Consider the following 17,268-nt stretch of genomic DNA (forward strand, 5'->3'; position numbering starts at 1 on the left):
TGTGTGACTGGCCTTAAGTTCTGTACGAGAAGTATTCTGAGCTTGCAAGGTGTCTAGAGAATCCGGGGCGATTCACAGTGTCGCAAAAACTTTCGACCATCTTCATCTATGAGCTGGATGGTGGGAATGCGTATGGGAACGTTTTTTTTCCAGCCGAGCTTTAACTTTCACGTACTTGTGGGTTGCGTAGTCGTCGGTGATCAGGCGCGACTGAAAGTGCGTAGGCTTTTCTCGATTATTTTCTCGAGAAATTCAAGTCTTTCCTGGTGCCGTTGGTGAGACGTTTAAGATTGCTAATCAAACGATATTGAAGATAGTCTAATGCTGTAAACAGAGTCGTTTTCTCGTGTCTTACATAATCGTGTGATTCAGTACGGATCCTAAGGCAAGCATCCAACGCTCGCGATCAACAACTGGCTAGAAAAATTCGCCCTCCAAAATATTTTCTTGGCGATTAGGGGGACTTATCGCCTTTTATTCCTTCCGAAATTTGAATTTGAGCTATCGTACAACCACCAGTATATTCAGAAACTATGGAGGGTGGACGATGCGAAAAAAACGAATAATCATCGTTGGTGGCGGATTGGGTGGCACGATGTTTGCAAATCAACTGGTCACCAAGCTCTATCCTGAGATTCTGCGAGGGGAACTGGAGATAGTCCTGCTCTCTAACTCTGAGGACCACTTCTACAAACCCGCCTTCATGTACGTTGCATTCAATCTGTTTTTTCAGGAAGAGCTCAAACGTCCAGAGCGCTCATTGTTACGTCCGGAAATAGATTTTCAAGTCGACGAGGTAATTCGTTTTGACTTCGCCAGACAAGAGCTGAGAACACTTAGTGGCAAGCGTCATGGCTATGATTTTCTGGTGATCGCCACCGGTTGCGTTCCTGCTCCGGAACGTATCGAAGGCCTCAAGGAGGCCGGTGACCACTTCTACCAATACGAACCAGCGCGACAACTGGCTCACCGTCTAAGCACCATTGAAAAGGGTCGAATTTTTGTCACGGTTTCTTTTCCCCAGACCCCCAATGTACCGCATCAGTGCGGCATCGCTCCCATCGAAACCACGTTGATGCTTGATGACTTCCTTCGTCGTCGCGGCGTCCGGGACAAGGTAGAAATCATTTACACCTATCCCACCACCGCCCAGTTGTTGCGCAATTGCTTATTCCTACAACGACCCACCGGCGAGATTTTGCCGGGAATCTTCGAACAGAAGAATATTCGCTTTCAACGGGGTTTCACACTGAGCAGAGTCGACCCGGAACAACGAATAGCTTACTCGGAAGAGGGAGATGCACAGCCGTTCGACATTCTGATGGCGACCCCTCCGATTCGTGCAGTTGACGTGGTGCTTGAGTCGGGCGTTTCACAGGCTCAGAACAATGAAGGCTGGCTGCCAACTCATCATGAGACGCTACAGGTTTATGGGCTTGAAGGCGTTTATGTGATCGGTGATACGGTCGATCTACCAGTCAGTAAGGCAGGTGGGGCTTGCCACAACCAGGCGCCGGTGATCGCCAACAATATTGCTGCTGAAATCCGTTTGGGTAGCCCTAACGCAGTGTACGACGGGCGAGTCCAAGCTGTGGCGCAGATGGGCCTAAATGCTGGGATGCCACTTTGGTACGACTATGCCCACGACGTGATGCCGACCCCGCCAAGTAAACTGGGCGGCCTTCTGCGCAATGGATTCAACCGCGGCCTTTACTGGGCCGTGGCTCGAGGAATGCTTTGACCACGCACAGGGAGGAGTAAATTCACATGGATGTCTTCAATGAGTCACTCGCAAAGAGCGCAGATGGTAATACCGACTCGCTAGGCCAGAATGCTGGGATAGAGGCATTACTGGACAAGCTGAAACCGCTTCTGGATGGTGGACGTCTGGACAACCTGGTTGACCTGCTGTCACTGATATCCGACACCATAGACCTGCTTGACCTCGCCACTGTGGAAAAACTCGCTAGGTTGTTCGAGAGCACCACCGCCGTCACCTGGGGTTTTGGAAATGCGCTACGCATGGCCACGGCCGAGACTGCCGCAGAGGCGGCGCCTCCCAACCTCTATGGGTTGCTGTCGCTCCTCCGCGAAACGGACACCCGCCGTGGCGTTGCACTGCTCCTTAGAACTTTGAATGTCATCGGAAGACAACTCTGATCGAAAGGAATCACGTATGGACATTAAGCCTCAGCCGTCCACGGCAAGGCCTAGTAATACTCAATGGGACCCTCAGGCCTATCTGAAATTTGCTCGATTACGGGAGCGTCCGGTGGTTGAGTTACTGGACCATATTTGCTTGGAAAACCCAAAGCGAATCTATGACTTGGGATGCGGTACTGGCATTGCCACTCACCTCCTGGCCAAGCGCTGGCCGCACGCCGATCTGACGGGAGTCGATAGCTCGGCAGAGATGCTTGGTGAGGCCAGCTATCTGCCGATCAAGGCCCTTTGGCATAAAAGCGACTTACAGAGTTGGCAGGCCGGGCAACCTGCTGACCTACTGTTTGCTGCTGCAGTACTGCATTTCATCAGTGGTCACGACGTGTTGCTGCCACGCCTGCTGCGACAACTCAACCCTGGAGGTTGTCTGGCAGCACACATGCCTAATTGGCGTGACTCGCTGTGGTATCAATTGATGCTAGAAACCCTTGATCACGCAGGACTCGATGGCGGCCCATTGGGTACAGCCGAGTTACGTCGGTTCATGGCTGAGCGCCCGGTGTTATCGCTGGATCGTTATTACCGTCTGCTGGCACCATTGACCAAGGATTTGGATATCTGGGAGACCGAACACCTACAGGTGGTGGAAGGTCAGTCGCCGATTTTCGATTGGGTCAAGGTTTCGGCGCTACGGCCGGTGCTCTTGGCGCTGGATGAGTTCGAGCGGCAGTGTTTCCTAGATCACTTCCTGAAGCTGGTTCATGAGTATTACCCGCCTGAGGGAGATGGGCGAACGTTGTTTCCGTTTAAGCGAATCTTCATTCTCGCTACTGTATGAGTATCAGGACCGCGTTTGAACCGGCCGCCTCTGATTTGAACGAGTTTTAGGCTTATTCGTAAGTTTCCGCGGATACTAACCTTAAAGCCACAGGCCTTTTCCTGCAAATATTCATTGATGAGAGCGAGGATTGTAGGCGTGAGCTTATGTTTCTCCAGCAAGTGCCGGAAGTTCAGGATCGTGGCGTCTTCAGGAATTGGCACACTCAGAGTCAAACTCGCGAACTGGCGCATGGGCCAGATTCCGTAGAGCGCTTCTTCCATGGCCGGATCACTCAGGGAGAACCAGTTCTGTAGCCGATGAGTGCGCAGCATGGTTTCGAGAGGATGGGGCCTTCTGCCAGCGCCGGCCTAGGGGTAGTACGGTTCGATCAGAGCCAGCAGATCTGCCCAGGGCACGACCTGATGCATCTCGGAGAGGGAGCGTTCGCGGCGTGTCTGCTTGCGTTTACAGGCGTATTCGAAATTGGGAAAGCTCATCTGGCTCATGGGTAGCTCGGATCAGGGGACGGGTGTATTTCAGCACTTCAACGGACTTGTTCTAAGAATTCTTGGGTGATAGTAATCGCCGCGACGCCGACCATGCGCCTCATGATGCTGTAGGACTCTATGGGGGCGCTCAAGTTAATCCGTTTTACGGGGAGTCCTGCCGTGTCATGCCTGGGTTTGGGTGTTTTCAAGGAATCAGCTACGGTTCGATTATAATCCATCAGGAGAATTTCATGTCTTGCTCTATCTGCGGCCAGCCAGCAATTGCAACTGTTGGTGATTGTTACGAAGAAAGATCCTGTAGAAAATGCAGTCGCTATCGAATCACCATCACGGCACTCATGCTGATGGAAGCTCGCGATTGGCGCTTTGATGAAGAGTCGGTCATAACATGGTTTGTGCGTCAAAAGTGTTCTGGATTTGTGCCCACCATCGATTATCACCTGTCAAGTCGACTGATGCACGCTCAAGCGGGGAAGTTTAGTAAGGTGAGCAAGTCATGGGGCCGTTGAGGTAAATCCGTTTCACGGGGAGTCCTTGCCAGGCCATGCCTGGGCGTTGGAGTGTTTTCAAGAAGTCAGCTACAGTTCGATGATCATTCATCAGGAGAATTTCATGACTTGCTTTATCTGCGGCGAGCCGGCGATCGCAGCTGATGTCGGTGATTGTTATGAAGAAAGATCCTGTAGAAAATGCGGTCGCTATCGAATCACCACCAGGGCGCTCATGCTGATGAAAGCTCGCGATTGGCGCTTTGATGAAGAGCTGGCCAGAACATGGCTTGTGCATCAAAAGCGTTCTGGATTTGTGCCCACCATCGATCATCACCTGACAAGTCGACTGATTTAAGCTTAGGCGGGGATGTTTAGATGGGTAAGCCGGTCATTGGCTCGCCGAGCTAAATCTGTTTTACGGGGAGTCCCTTCCGGGCCGTGCCCGGGCGGCGGAGTTGGGGAGATTTAGCGATAGCTCTTCGGCGTGCTTCTGCGAACAGTCTATTACATCCAGCACCACGCTTTTTCTAGATATGCTGCGCTGACAGTAGTAGGTCCCGGCATCACGCGATTCGGAGAAGCACACGCCATCCTTGAATCTCCGCTTGCGCAACTCGTCGTGTACGTTCTTTTCGATGAACTCATACGGAGTCATAGTGAATCGCCACCCTGTCCCTCTTAGGTTGTTGCCGCTGACCGAAAATTGACCCAGGTGTTCAACTGCTTCTGCTCACCTTTTTAGCAGGAGAACACAGGGTGATCCGTATGGAAATGTTGGGGAAGATCCGGCGAATGTACTTCCGCGACAAGCTCTCGCTGCATCAGATAACCAAGCGTACTGGACTTTCTAGGAATACCATCCGAAAACGGTTCAGAGCGCCCGAAGCCACTCAGCCGGTGTACCAACGATGCGCAACCTTCAACAAACTCAGCCCTTTCAACGCCCGATTTTCCATGATGTGCGCGCACTATCTGTTTGACTCGGACTCTGCAACGTGGCCTCTGGCTGGGAGAAAGGCATCGTCGAAAAGAACCTGCAGGACAGCCGGAGACGAATCTGGCTCGATGCTCAAAACTGCGTGTTCCATACCTTCGAGGAGCTGAACGTCTGGATCGGCCAACGCTGTCGTACGCTCTGGGCCGAACTTGTACATCCGCAGTACAACGGTTTGACGGTGGCAGAAGTCCTGGAGTTGGAGCAGGCTGAAATGATGCCGATGCCGACAGCCTTTGATGGCTACGTGGAACGCACTGTCCGTGTCTCTACACCTGCCTGATCAGCGTGACGCGCAATCGTTATACGGTGCCTTGCGAGCCTGTTGGTCAGTGGGTCGGCAGTCGTTTGTACCCTTCGCGGATCGTGGTCATTGCCGACGAAACGGTGATCGCCAGCCATGAGCACCTCTTTGATCGAGATCAGGTCAGTTTTGACAAGCAGTGCTACATCCTACTCATCGAACAAGCCTGGTGCACTGCGCAATGGCGCCCCATTTGCTGATCTTCCAGAACCGTTACGGCTTTCAAGCGAGGACTTAGGCGTCACACCATCGGTGATCGAATCATGATGCAGGTACTGGCTGTTGTGTCGATTGCGGGTCTCGAACCTGTGCTAATGGCGGTGGAGTTGGTACTTGAATCGGGATGTCTGAGCGCCGATCACATCCTCAATGTCCTTGCCTGTCTGAACTCCAGCGCACCACCTCCCGGTGTAGAAATCAGCCTGCAACTCAAGGTTGCGCCTGTTGCCAATACGGCGCACTACGACCGGCTCCGTACGACCGATGAGGAGAATCGCAATGCGTGACCTGATGACTGCGCTCAAAGATATGCGCCTTCACGGCATGGCCAGTGCTTGGGAAGAATTGGTATCTCAATGTGTGCCGCAGGTCAGTGCGGCACAATGCGTCAATTCGCCAATTGAAAATCGTTAACTAGCATCTGCTAAAAGTTTTTCGTATTCCGCCTTATATTTCTTGGCTAGCGATGTCTTATCTTTCTCGGATAAAAGCTTCCCCGCCATTTGAAAAAACTTTTGTTCTTCTTCTTTCAGATGATGCAGTACTGTTTCCTTGAGCGATTTAGCTAACGGAAGCCATCCTGGACTGGAAAAGTCAGATTTCTCCAGCTTCCCAATGAGCTCATCCATTTCGTGATGCTCAGCGATGGCATGTCGGCTCAGATCCACACCATTATCGTCACTCATTAGTGGAATATAGAAGTGCCTTTCTTCTGCTACCGAATGAGCGTATAGCTCATCCTTAAGCGCTTTGAACCGAGTAACACGATCTAGTGAATTACCACTGGTTTGAATTACAGCGTCTGCCATCTCCCGTTGCCGATCATGGCTCTCTCTCAGCGCTTCAAATATGTTCATGTGTTATTTCCTTGCTCATGTAGGCCTGTTAGATTCATAGTTTGGCACTGAGGTCGTCAGCATTTAATAGGATCACTTTATTTTCGAAAAAAAAGCCAAACTGCAATGCCCAGGCCACCGATGATTGCTGCAGTGTGCCAAGGTTTATCTCGTGCGTAGTCTGCGGCTGTAGTTAGGGCTTCTTTACCTTCCTCAGCGGCTTACTCAGCATCTTCCAGTACGATGCTATTAGATTTATTTAGAATATGTTCAAGCTTCTTGCGTGCAGCGTCAGCCTTATCCCCTACAAATGACTGTCCATCGGAGAGTAAATCGTTTGCTACGCTCAAAAGCTTCTGAAGCTGGTCGTAACCAATGTCCTCAATCTGAGAAATTTCCCCGTCTTCTGCTGTCTGTCTTGCCATTTTCTTACTCCGTTTTGGATATCTTGAAATGGATTGAGCCCTAAGCTGAAAAAAAGTTCGTATTATAAATACTGCCGCTCGTCCACTTGTTTTGGGACGTTCACAGGTTATTCGGTCTTCTGTCGCAACGACGAGGCCTTTAGGGCTGCATGGGTGAACCATTCCCGCCATCGGGAATGGTTGAACTGTATGATCTTTCAGACTTCGGTATCAGTCTGACTCCGGCACCCAAGGTCTGGGAGTAGGGCCAGGCCGAGATCCTTGCTGACACCGGCAGCACTCACAACAAAGACCACGATCACCTAACGGTCGAGAACCTGGAACATGAGTAGGGTCGGGTTTGGTTCTCGGTGATTTTTCGACCTAAACCCGTGGCAACAGCGAGGGAGAGCGATGGCGGCTTTGCGGCAAACTTTGATGGCGGCGACGTAGGAAACACCAATGTCGTGTGCCAGTTTGGCCATGGGTGTTCGCCATACTTTTTCGAACTCTTCCACGACGGTGAAGCTCCCGAATGTGTACATGCTGTCACCTTTGCTCATCGCAAATTTGAGGTCTTAACACGGGGGCGCGAAGTTAAATACCTAGGGATGGTCTAAAGTAGGCCACAATGTTTCGACACCCGAGCCATAGACGCTTTCAAAAACGGCAGTCGTTCATAATCCGGGCAACTTTTCCGCCTATTCCTCCATTTTTGCCGCTGCGAGCGCTTCGCAGCAGCAATTTCCCACATTACAGACGCACCTCGCCTGCACTTGCCAGCAAATGTCGGCGGGCCATCCACAGGTTCGACAGGGCGAACAGCGTCACCATCTGAGCCGTGTTTTTCACCAGGCCTCGAAAGCGCACTTTCGTATAGCCAAACTCGCGTGTGATTATTCGAAATGGATGCTCAACCTTGGAGCGAACCTGAGCCTTGGCTCTCTCGATCTTGCGTATCGCTTTGTACAGCGCGCTGCGTTTACCATGTTTTTTGTAGGTGCTGCGCCGAGCGGCAACCTGCCAGATGACCTGGCGTCCCGCATGTTCTTCGCGCTTCTCGGCACCGGTATAGCCCGCATCAGCGCAGACCACGTTCTCAGCACCGTGTAACAGTTTGGCGACTTGGGTTACATCAGCGACGTTGGCTGCCGTGACCGCCACGCTGTGCACCAGTCCAGAGTCATCGTCGACACCAATGTGTGCTTTGGCACCGAAGTAATACTGGTTGCCCTTCTTCGGCTGGTGCATTTGCGGGTCGCGTTTAACGTCTCTGTTCTTGGTCGAACTGGGCGCGTGAATCAGCGTGGCATCGACGATGGTGCCTTGTCACAGCGACAAGTCACGGTCGCCCAGATAGCCATTGATCACGCCCAGAATGCCAGTGGCTAACTCGCGCTTTTCCAGCAGGCGGCGGAAGTTGAGAATGGTGGTTTCGTCCGGGATCCGCTCCAGGCTCAGGCCGGAAAACTGGCGCAAGATCGTCGTCTCGTAAAGCGCCTCTTCCATCGCCGGGTCGCTGTAACCGAACCAGTTCTGCATCAGTTGCACGTGCAGCATCGCCATCAATGGATACGCCGGACGGCCACCTTCGCCCTTCGGGTAGTGCGGTTCGATCAGGGAGGTCAAACCCTGCCAAGGCACCACCTGATCCATTTCGATCAGGAACAACTCCTTGTTGGGCTGCTTGCGCTTGCCAGCGTATTCGGCGTCGGCGAAGGTCATCTGCTTCATCGGGAAACTCGGGCAACGGGATCAGCGTATTTCACCAGATTTGGAAGTCTTCTTCAGGATTTCCCTAGAAACGCTGGGTGTGCTGCCTATGAGACTGCTCGTTTCTATGGCAGCGCGTACACTGGAAAAGACAAAATCTTCTCGTTTGTCGGATCCTCGTAAGTTGAAGACAGAACGGCACTGAGTCGATCGCTTAAGAGGTTCCAGGCGTTTTTCTTCTCGTCGGCATAGTCGTGGTGCAAGTAATGGCGTCTCACTCGTGAACCGGCCAGTACATGATTTTGGCAGCGATCGATGACATCCAGGCTAACGCCTAAGGCCTGCATCATGGTCGCGCCCGTACGGCGCAGGTCATGCGGCGTCCAGTCGCCGTTTTGGCCGTCGGCAAGGACCAGTGTATCGTCATGGCATCGTCTGGAGAGGGCCTTGCGGTTTTTGAACCGGGCTTGGCGATCGCCGACCTGTTTGCTCACCACTTTTACGTCCACATGCCCATCATCCAGCTTGTTCGGAAAGCACCATTGCGAGTCTCCAGTCAGGGTTTTGAGTTCCTGAAAGAAATGCAAGGCGAAGGGCGAGAGGAAGACGTGGTGATCCTGTTTCTTACCCCGGAAGCCTTTGACGTTTTCACTGGGGAGGAACCATGTTTGCCGCTCCAGATCGACATTTTTCCATTCGGCCTGCAGCAACTCGCCAATCCGGCACAGCGTGCCCAGGCTGATCCAGAGCGCAAGCTGTGTTTCCTTCTTTAGCGGTCGAATGCCGTCGTATTTTTGGCCCGCGGGGAGGGCGTCGTAATCGGCAGTCATTTGCTGGAAGCGGGTGTGCAGTTCCAACAGCTCCGCCGGGGAAAGGATCCGGCTTCTTTCCGCTTCGTAGTCAGCAGGGATCAGGGGGGAGATGTCGACCAGTTCAGTCGGGTCGCCCTCGACCAATAAGGCCCGCCAGGGCTGGCGCTTTCTGGCCCAGCTGAACATCTGGGTGAGGTCGGCGAAGAAGCTGATAGCTTGACGGTGAGCGCCGCGGTTGACCACGGTTCGGATCAGCGCCCGAACATCGTGTTCGGAAACATTGTTCACCGCGGTGCTGCCAAGTGCCGGGAATAGGTCCTTGTTAAAACGGCGCTGCAACTCGGCATTGCCGTCTTTGCGCGCGACGCCATCCAACAGCCAGGCGCTGGCCAGGTCCTGGACGGTCAGCGTTTGCACCGTCGTCGTTATTGCATGTTCGGCCTCTACGTTAGCTGCGGCGTATGCCTGTGCCTTGGCGGTTTTCTTCTGCTCGTTGGGATTGATCTGCTCATCGATGAGCGCCCTAGCCTGGTTGCGCGCTTTGCGGATGTCCGTCAGGGATTTGCGTGGCCAGGACCCGCAGGCGTATTCTTTGTTCTGATCGCCCCACCGATAGCGATAGAAAAAGCTGACCGACACGCCGTCCTTACGCAGGGAAATTCGACCCGCGAGATTGCCATCTTCCCGGAGGATTCGGCCTGCATCGTTGGCGGTCAGCGACTCGAGTTCTTTGATGGTGATTTTTGCCATAAAATGGGTTCCCCCTACTTTTACCCCCACAAAAACGTCGGCTCTTGATGGACGTTACTGGACTCTTGTAGAGCGGAACACCGCTGGAGCTCAAGTAAATACTAGCTTGGAAAAATCCAGAGTAAAATTTTGGAAGCTTTCAAGAAGTATGAAAAAGGAGATGGGGTGCTAGGGGTCGAGTGTTCGAATCACTCCGTCCCGACCATTATTCCTGAGTAAAATCAGACACTTGAGCCGATCAGCTAGATCGGCTTTTTTGTGCCTGCGCAAAACCCGCGCAAACTATCCGGTGATTTCGCTAATATTCACGTCCGGCATCGCCTCGGACCAGATGATTTCCTCGTGATCTCGCTGGTAGTTTTTGGTCATGCCCTCACTCGCATGGCATGCGATCGTCTGCCCATCCTTCCCGGTTTCCTTCAGCACTCGCGTCAAATACCGCTCCTCAATCTGCGTCCAGTGTCCTTTGTCTGTGCCTGCTTATGTTTCAGCCGGGCCGACTTGCAGTACACAAGGGTATGGTGAGAGGGCCATCTGGGCGAGCAGTCGGAGCGGGAGGCTAACTGCGCGCTGGTGTGGCTCTATTAGAGCGGAACGTCCGGATCGATCAAGGACGTGGCACTGCGGCAAACCAGGCGCTACGCCTAGGTCACCACAACAACTTCTTCAGGGCTGTGTCGTGATGATGCCCAGTCAGATACTGGGCGCGATCCTGCTGGCGATGGTGATAAGCGCCGCCGGCGCATGGCAGGTGCTGGACTTGCGCATGTGCGAAAAGCTGGCCGAACACGAGGGGCTGTACAGTGATGACCTGGCCGCGATCAGTAATGCCGATGCCCCCAGGCTCGCTCCGAACAGCACAAGCGCATGCCCAGCAAAAGCAGCTCACAACCCAGGACCTACAACACACCAAGGTATTATCCGACGCCCAGCGCAACCAAGCTCGCCTGCGTGACCAGCTTGCTATTGCTGATGTCCAGCTGGTTGTCAGTTTTCCTCATGGATTCAATCAGTGGCTGAAATGAGCCTGCCACTCGTAGCGCGGGTGGCGTGGTTCATGCAGCCGTAGAGCCCAACTTGACCCAGCGCATGCGCAACGAATTGTCGCCATCACCGACGACGGCGATAACGCCATAATTGCCTTGCGTGCGTGGGATTGCTCGTCGATTGCGATCAAATGTATAACTGGTAGGTCCTAGCGGGACGAAAAACCATTCTAAAAGAACGCAATAAAAACAATATTATCAATAGGTTGCGCATAAGCTTTATAAAAATACTGTATGCATGTACAGTTTGCTTTCGTCGATTTGGCGCAATCAAAAAAATTAAGAGAGAGCTCATGCCAATTTATAGAGATACACCTTACGTCTTCACCCCAGACCCAGCGAACGACAATGGTCCTCGTATTCAGGCCCTATTGAAGGCTGGTTATCGTTGGCTACAGATCAACGGCACGGAATGCCCAATCGGCACTACTGTCCTTCTAAATCGTGATGACAACTGGCCGTACAGCGGTCAGATCATTGAGCCAGCACCAGGCATCGACAAGGTAACAATCGACTGCACTGGCGTGGGCAGGCATCCAGATCAGCCGTCCAACCCGAGCTATGCGGCTATCGACTACCAAGGTAACGTGCGCCCGGCCAGCTATTTGACCGCCATCGCGCATGTTAATACGACCCAAATCTTTGTAGGTGACTCGTCGAAGTACACTAACGGCGACTGGATCGTTATTTCTGATGCGTCTACCGACTTCCCCAACCAGCCGTTGCCACTGGATGGCCCTATGGAGGTGCGTCAAGTCATCTTCGTGCTGGCTGGATCTCTAATCATCAACCGCGTAATTAAGCGCGAACACCCCCTTGGCGCAATCGTTGCCAAGTGCACGCCGATCCAAAATGTTTACATCCGCAATCTTGAGTTCACCGGTAACGCCACAGTTGGCCTGCACATGCACTACGCGCAGCAATGTGTGCTTGAAAACATCACATCAGTGGATTGGAGAGGTCGTTGCATGCTGTTGCTCGACAACGGAGGCGAGAACAACTTGATCCTAGATAGCTATTGCACCGGCACCGAGGCCGGCGTAGGTCCTGAGCAAAATGCCTGGGGCGTAGTTGTAGAAGGGCAGGACTCGACCAAAATCGTTAACTCTGGTGGCGAGCGATGCGGTAACGGTGCCGCAATGACCTACAGCATCGACACGGTGTTCGTAAACACCCGAGCCAGACTGAATACGGTGAATGCCGCTGTAACGTTTTCGTCTATCCGTAGCGGATTCTTGAGGCCGCAAGTAGGCAGTCCGCTGGCTCTAGACACATACATTAGTGACGACAGTGTTGATTGCTACATCGTAGACCCGCAGCCTTTTGCCTAAATAACGAGCAAAAAAAAGCCCGCGCAATGCGGGCTTTTCTATTTCTGCTACATCGCCGCAGGGCGTAGTTCGGTAGGTACTGTGAGTGACTTCGCGATCCTCTTGCCGAGGAGATGCGTCGGGTTTTCCACTGCTTTATGGATTATCCAAGACAGCAGCAGTGTTACAGCCGTTTGAATGACCAGGGCGGCGATCGCATTAACACCGTGTTCGATCATGATGCGGATCCCTACGATACCAAAGGCACCATGGCAGGCGTACAGCGGATAGCTAATGTTCGCCAGGAATTCGAATACAGGACCGCCATTCCAGTCCCTGGCTAGCAGGTAGAATGCGGTGAACAGTGCAAAAGCTGCGAAGTAGGAAACGATAACCTCGACCTGCCAGCCTTCTGTGAAGCAACTGTAGCCAAAGACGCAGAGCATCCCTACCGAAATAGCGAACAGTCGCTCCAAGCTTAGCAGTCCCCGGAAATGGTAGTTGAACGCCACGCCGATCAGCATGAAGAAAATGTATTTAATTGGGAAAACGAAGGCGGCTAGGGCGCCGGTCTGGTGTATATTCCCCGGATAAAAGTTCGCCACCACAACGGTGGCCACGCCGAGTGCGAATAGCGGGAGAAGCTTGCCACGGTCAATCATCGACCAGCACAGCAGCACGACCAGGTAGAACTTGATTTCGACTTCCAGCGTCCACACCACACCATCCAACGGCACCGAACTGCCAAACCAGTCGCGGAACAGCGACATCTGGGTCAGGACTTGCGGCGCCGTGTATGAGGTCGTGTAGCCCATGTATCGGGCAGCAACCTCAAGCGCACCGAGCGTGATCAGCAGGCCGACAATGTAGGTTGGCCAGATCCTGAACAGCCGGCCAATCACGAACTTTGTTTTCGCCATCGGCTTACCCTGCAGGCTGGCGACAGATATTGGGATTACCAAGCCGCTGATCAGGAAGAACAGAGCAACGCCAAACGCCCCCATATTAAGGTTGTCGAGCGGATTGAACATGCTGATCATCCAGGTAGGGAACGGCTCCTCTTCGTGGGCCGGCAGTCCGCCAAACTCACCACGGAGATAGTTAAACATGAGGATGTAGTGGGCAATGACAACGCAGAGAGCTGCGACGCCTCGCAAGGCGTTCGCAAAAGCGATCCGTTGCATAGTGGTGTTCCTTTTGGTTAATCGACTGCTTTTGTTGAGCGGCGCAGATTGTAAAGTGTTTTGGTGTTTATAGGGACCTTGGCGTTTTTCACGCTTCCTTCCGTTTCAGAATCGCCAAGGCTGGTGCGCGTGAGTCGGTTGCCGACACCTTATTTGCTGTAGTAGCCAGCAGATACAGCTCCGCCGTCGAGTGGTGACTATTGATGCTTCCGCTCTTGTGTCTGAGCAGCGCTTTCCGAACCCTCTTCTGTCACGCCTGGTGCGCGCAGCCTTCTCCCAAAGGTGTGCTTCAAGTCGTGAATTCGAATTCTGCCAAAGCCGTCACGTGCGGTCGCAAGAATTTCTCCTGCCTCTTCTTTGTCGCCCCGATTCTTGCTTTCTTCCAAACCGAGTCATTCATGCGGTGAACCGTTGTTTAGTCCCCTCGCCATCTGGTTTGCCAAACGAAACACGTAAAGCAGATGCTGACCACGCTGTGTTTCGAAGCTTGCAAATCTCCTGGTTTCGGCTCCGGCCGACGTTGCCTGGGCCTATCTGCGAAATTCGGCTAAGAGCCCAATTTTTAATCCCGATTAGAAGAAGCCCTATGAGGGCGCATATCTTCGCCGTGAGCAAGACAACCAAAAAAAGGTTTCCTGAAATGGAGCAGGTACACCCGCGCTATAGATGAGGCAAACCTGGAGGCGGGCCCAAGCCGCGATAAGCGTTGTGGTGTTTCCTGTGGAGTGCCTGCCGGATGAGGCGTTCGCCGCCCTGACGTACCAACAAGTGGTTTGTACGGCGCTTAACTACAGCGATCGCGTAAGAGTGCTGATCATGGACCAGTCATCGAAGGCTTCGGTGTTGGGCGAGGCTCGCACTTTCTCCATTGACTCCACCATCGCCCTGCGTCTGCTGGTGTTGCGCCTGTCTGGCGGCTCATTGGAAACCATGGGCGCCAGGATCTGCTGCAAGCCTGGAGAGACTCTGCAATGATCACTCCACTGGAATCGAAGACACAAAATCAGGGTGGTTTGCCCACAATGGCCTGTACCATCACCCGCCCCTGGCCAACCTACGGTAATTTTCGAACGCTTCCACAGCGCGAGCGCTGGTTGCTTTACGGAAGCGCCAAGGCCTACCGCGAGTCGCTGGGGAGCCCGCAGGAACAATGTAAATGTCGGCGTATATACCCAATCTATCCGAAGTGGTTATATTCGGCCGAGGACAGAGCTTCCTCTAATTCTTGATACTTACGAGAGTCCAGAGAACGTTGATTGCTTTATCTTTAGCAAGCAGGATTTTTCATAAGCTCTAGCTGTGTGATGAATCTGTTCGCCTCTCAATATTTCGATATCATTTAAGAGGAGGCACGAAGAAGGTCAAAACTTGACCTTCTTCGCTCAAAAATTTTCCCTGAATAGCTTTTTACCCCCTCCCACCAGTCGCCTTCCCTAAGACTGGCGTTCTTAGCCTCGCGTGAGGTACTCGTAAAGACGATACGTTTTTATTTAAGCGGGCTGGCCGGATGGAATGAGGCATGGGTCAGGGAGAGCGTTCTTGGAGATGCTTTTGTGGAGGTTTAAATTGACAGCATGTCGCCAATAGAAGCCCACTATTAGCAAGAATATGGGACCTGTAGATGGTGAGGAAAGACCATCTTGAAACATATTAAACACTGTAAAGAACGGTATGATTATCACCATCATCGCAATATAAAATCGTTTTTGGTATTCGTCTTCTTGTTGTGCTTTGAAGAATGGTTTTATTATTTTCCAGAGAAATATTAAGTAAAATATTCCTGCTATCCCTCCCATCTTCCAAAGGGCTCCTAAATATTGGTTGTGGGGAGTGTATCCAGATGTACTAACGTCATTGTCGAAGTAGCCGAGTTCTGAATCGAAAATACCATATCCGCTAAAGCCAGTACCGAATAACGGGCTCTTAATCAGGTCTTCAATTAATATCACATATAAACCTAATCGTCCAGACGATACGCCATCCCAGTTTCCAGAGTATATGTTGTCTATCATGATTAATATTTTTGCAAACAGTTCGGAGAAATAGTCTGAAAATAATATTACAATGGTGGCGCAAGAAAATAGCGAAAAGACTATATAAAAGAATACTTTTATTGTTCTGCGGGTTGTCATCTTTCCAGCAAAAAAACAGCACAGGCAGCTAACGACCAATCCGAGCGCAGCTTGTCGTGATCCGCTGCCTAACACTAAAATCAAGCTGCACATCATTCCAATATATGAAACTAATCGTAAGCTTCTTTTTGGTTTCATTATTACGCCAAGTGACAGGCAAATCATGAATGCTACTGAGAAAAATACAGCGATACCATTAATTCCATTGCTACCGTGAAATTTCAGGCCAAAAAATGTTGGGTCAAATACCCCGCCATAAATGACCTCTCCCGGAATACGTTCAAACTCAACAAATGTCGTCACATGCCCCTTGAATAAAATCGCATCAATTGTTGCTGCAAACGCAGTGAAGGTAATAAAGTAGATGAGATTTCTGTTGAATTTTTCGGGATTAAGATTGACTTCTGCTAAGCTTCGTCCCAGTAAGTATATTAGGTAAGGTTTGAAAAAGAAGGCCATGGAAAGAAGTGCTCTTGTTATGTTTCCCGGCTGGAAAAATAGTTGTATGTAAATTATCGATATGAGTGAAAAAGCTATACTAGTCAAAAGCCATTTGTTCGCTCTCTGATAAATAAATAGTACGTAGGGTAGCGCAATTAGGCATAGGCCGTCAGAGGGGGCTATTTCGACACCCAGAGCTGGAACAAATATCCGTAACGGAACGCACAGTAAAATAGCTGAAATAAATAACAGCATTCTTCACGAACCTTATGTTGGAATTTCCAAATAAAACGCACTGTACGGACTCGTCTCGCAAACGCCGATTTTACAAATCGGCGGTGCCTGATTTTGGAGACGGTAGCCCGCGTTCGCAAAAGCAATCCTATGCATGATGATTCCTTTGTATTGTATTAATCGAGGTCCGTTCGAATAACAGAGACTGTAGACGTGTTTTGAAATTGCGACAGGGCATTCGGTAAATTTCGTTCGGCAGGACGCCGAGGGAGGGTGGACCGTTCCAGAACTAAAGGCGCCCCCCTTGTAGAGTACAGTCTTTAGCCCTGTCATTTCCTTGAGGTCATGGAGCGCTTTGCGCTTCGGTGGGGCGGCTTTTGAGAGGAGTTCCAAAACTTGGAGGGTTAGCGGTTGCGCCAGGCTCGCCTGTCAACCGCCGCCGCCATCACCGCCGACGGAGCCAGCGCCATAATGGCTGTGCATGCCTACCAAGCCTAAGGCACCGACTATGCCGGCGTTAAATGACGTTCCGCAGCTTAATGAAGCGCGGGTGTTGCTTGAATTGTAGGCACAGAAAATTTGGAGACACTCTGAATCCAGTAGCGGCGGTATTTGGTCTGGTCGGGAGGTACAGGTTTTTGGCGAGACCATGAGTGTTCAGTGTTCAGCGCCTCTCGGTAAGCCTGCCATTCCTTTGCTTCTGCAATATCGGCTGCACTTTTTTGGTCATCGAACCAACCCAAAATGTACACCTCCCCTTGATCGGCTCCATGTTCTACGAGTAGGTAAATGTCTTTCATAATCTAAATCCGCTGAAGCGTTTCTCAATTTCCCGGTAAAGGGAGTTTGATCGGGGTATCGGCCCAAACCCTGGTTAGTTTAGGTGGCTTTCACTAGCGCGTGTGC

Annotated in this window: 14 protein-coding genes and 5 pseudogenes; 8 read left to right on the plus strand and 11 right to left on the minus strand. The window is 51.8% G+C overall.

What is annotated here, in order from left to right:
- Positions 1-126 precede the first annotated feature (126 nt).
- Positions 127-379: pseudogene (locus AC07S6_RS09165) on the minus strand (IS630 family transposase); the annotation flags it as partial.
- Between the two features lie 168 nt (positions 380-547).
- On the opposite strand from AC07S6_RS09165, the gene AC07S6_RS09170 reads away from it, so the two are divergent.
- From AC07S6_RS09170 to AC07S6_RS09180, 3 genes are read left to right on the plus strand one after another with little or no spacing between them, the layout of a single operon-like run.
- Entirely contained in the window at positions 548-1,741 is a 1,194-nt protein-coding gene (locus AC07S6_RS09170; protein ID WP_495112156.1) for an NAD(P)/FAD-dependent oxidoreductase, read from the plus strand.
- Positions 1,742-1,767: 26 nt separating this feature from the next.
- Positions 1,768-2,160, plus strand: coding sequence for a hypothetical protein (locus AC07S6_RS09175; RefSeq protein ID WP_495112157.1), 393 nt, complete (start codon positions 1,768-1,770; stop codon positions 2,158-2,160).
- Positions 2,161-2,176: 16 nt separating this feature from the next.
- Positions 2,177-3,001, plus strand: a complete 825-nt coding sequence (locus AC07S6_RS09180; protein ID WP_495112158.1) for a methyltransferase domain-containing protein — start codon at positions 2,177-2,179, stop codon at positions 2,999-3,001.
- A gap of 91 nt (positions 3,002-3,092) precedes the next feature.
- Here the strand turns inward: AC07S6_RS09180 and AC07S6_RS09185 are convergent.
- A pseudogene (locus AC07S6_RS09185) lies at positions 3,093-3,489 on the minus strand (transposase); the annotation flags it as partial.
- A gap of 615 nt (positions 3,490-4,104) precedes the next feature.
- Here AC07S6_RS09185 and AC07S6_RS09190 point away from each other — a divergent pair.
- The 3 genes and pseudogenes from AC07S6_RS09190 (at position 4,105) to AC07S6_RS09200 (ending at position 5,914) form a co-directional block, all read left to right on the plus strand.
- Positions 4,105-4,338, plus strand: coding sequence for a hypothetical protein (locus tag AC07S6_RS09190; RefSeq protein WP_495112159.1), 234 nt, complete (start codon positions 4,105-4,107; stop codon positions 4,336-4,338).
- A gap of 419 nt (positions 4,339-4,757) precedes the next feature.
- A pseudogene (locus AC07S6_RS09195) lies at positions 4,758-5,787 on the plus strand (Mu transposase domain-containing protein).
- Positions 5,780-5,914, plus strand: coding sequence for a hypothetical protein (locus AC07S6_RS09200; protein WP_495112216.1), 135 nt, complete (start codon positions 5,780-5,782; stop codon positions 5,912-5,914). The pseudogene AC07S6_RS09195 and the gene AC07S6_RS09200 overlap by 8 nt, the downstream one beginning before the upstream one ends.
- Here the strand turns inward: AC07S6_RS09200 and AC07S6_RS09205 are convergent.
- The 5 genes and pseudogenes from AC07S6_RS09205 to AC07S6_RS09225 form a co-directional block, all read right to left on the minus strand.
- Positions 5,911-6,357, minus strand: coding sequence for a hemerythrin domain-containing protein (locus AC07S6_RS09205; RefSeq protein WP_495112160.1), 447 nt, complete (start codon positions 6,355-6,357; stop codon positions 5,911-5,913). The genes AC07S6_RS09200 and AC07S6_RS09205 overlap by 4 nt on opposite strands.
- A gap of 200 nt (positions 6,358-6,557) precedes the next feature.
- Positions 6,558-6,761: a hypothetical protein gene (locus AC07S6_RS09210; RefSeq protein ID WP_495112161.1), complete on the minus strand. Its 204-nt coding sequence runs from the start codon at positions 6,759-6,761 to the stop codon at positions 6,558-6,560.
- Between the two features lie 732 nt (positions 6,762-7,493).
- Positions 7,494-8,474 (minus strand): annotated as a pseudogene (locus tag AC07S6_RS09215) (IS5 family transposase).
- 104 nt (positions 8,475-8,578) lie between these two features.
- Positions 8,579-10,015 carry a tyrosine-type recombinase/integrase gene (locus AC07S6_RS09220; RefSeq protein ID WP_495112162.1) on the minus strand — a complete coding sequence of 479 codons (1,437 nt, stop codon included), beginning with the start codon at positions 10,013-10,015 and terminating at the stop codon, positions 8,579-8,581.
- Positions 10,016-10,297: 282 nt separating this feature from the next.
- Complete coding sequence (locus tag AC07S6_RS09225) at positions 10,298-10,450, minus strand: hypothetical protein (protein WP_230633866.1); 153 nt, start codon at positions 10,448-10,450, stop codon at positions 10,298-10,300.
- A 904-nt stretch (positions 10,451-11,354) separates the two neighbouring features.
- Here AC07S6_RS09225 and AC07S6_RS09230 point away from each other — a divergent pair.
- Positions 11,355-12,392 carry a hypothetical protein gene (locus tag AC07S6_RS09230; protein ID WP_495112163.1) on the plus strand — a complete coding sequence of 346 codons (1,038 nt, stop codon included), beginning with the start codon at positions 11,355-11,357 and terminating at the stop codon, positions 12,390-12,392.
- A 47-nt stretch (positions 12,393-12,439) separates the two neighbouring features.
- Here AC07S6_RS09230 and AC07S6_RS09235 read toward each other — a convergent pair whose 3' ends face one another.
- Positions 12,440-13,555, minus strand: coding sequence for an acyltransferase family protein (locus AC07S6_RS09235; RefSeq protein ID WP_495112164.1), 1,116 nt, complete (start codon positions 13,553-13,555; stop codon positions 12,440-12,442).
- Positions 13,556-13,643: 88 nt separating this feature from the next.
- A pseudogene (locus AC07S6_RS09240) lies at positions 13,644-14,037 on the minus strand (tyrosine-type recombinase/integrase); the annotation flags it as partial.
- A 334-nt stretch (positions 14,038-14,371) separates the two neighbouring features.
- Here AC07S6_RS09240 and AC07S6_RS09245 point away from each other — a divergent pair.
- Positions 14,372-14,530: a hypothetical protein gene (locus tag AC07S6_RS09245; protein ID WP_495112165.1), complete on the plus strand. Its 159-nt coding sequence runs from the start codon at positions 14,372-14,374 to the stop codon at positions 14,528-14,530.
- Positions 14,531-15,045: 515 nt separating this feature from the next.
- Here the strand turns inward: AC07S6_RS09245 and AC07S6_RS09250 are convergent.
- Together AC07S6_RS09250 and AC07S6_RS09255 are read right to left on the minus strand one after the other, a co-directional pair.
- Positions 15,046-16,146 (minus strand): O-antigen ligase family protein, encoded by a 1,101-nt coding sequence (locus AC07S6_RS09250; RefSeq protein ID WP_060765110.1) that lies wholly within the window; start codon positions 16,144-16,146, stop codon positions 15,046-15,048.
- A gap of 752 nt (positions 16,147-16,898) precedes the next feature.
- On the minus strand, positions 16,899-17,162 hold the full coding sequence (locus AC07S6_RS09255; RefSeq protein WP_080751120.1) for a hypothetical protein: 264 nt from the start codon (positions 17,160-17,162) through the stop codon (positions 16,899-16,901).
- Between the last annotated feature and the right edge of the window lie 106 nt (positions 17,163-17,268).

The organism is Pseudomonas sp. GW821-FHT07B01, assembly GCF_059419065.1.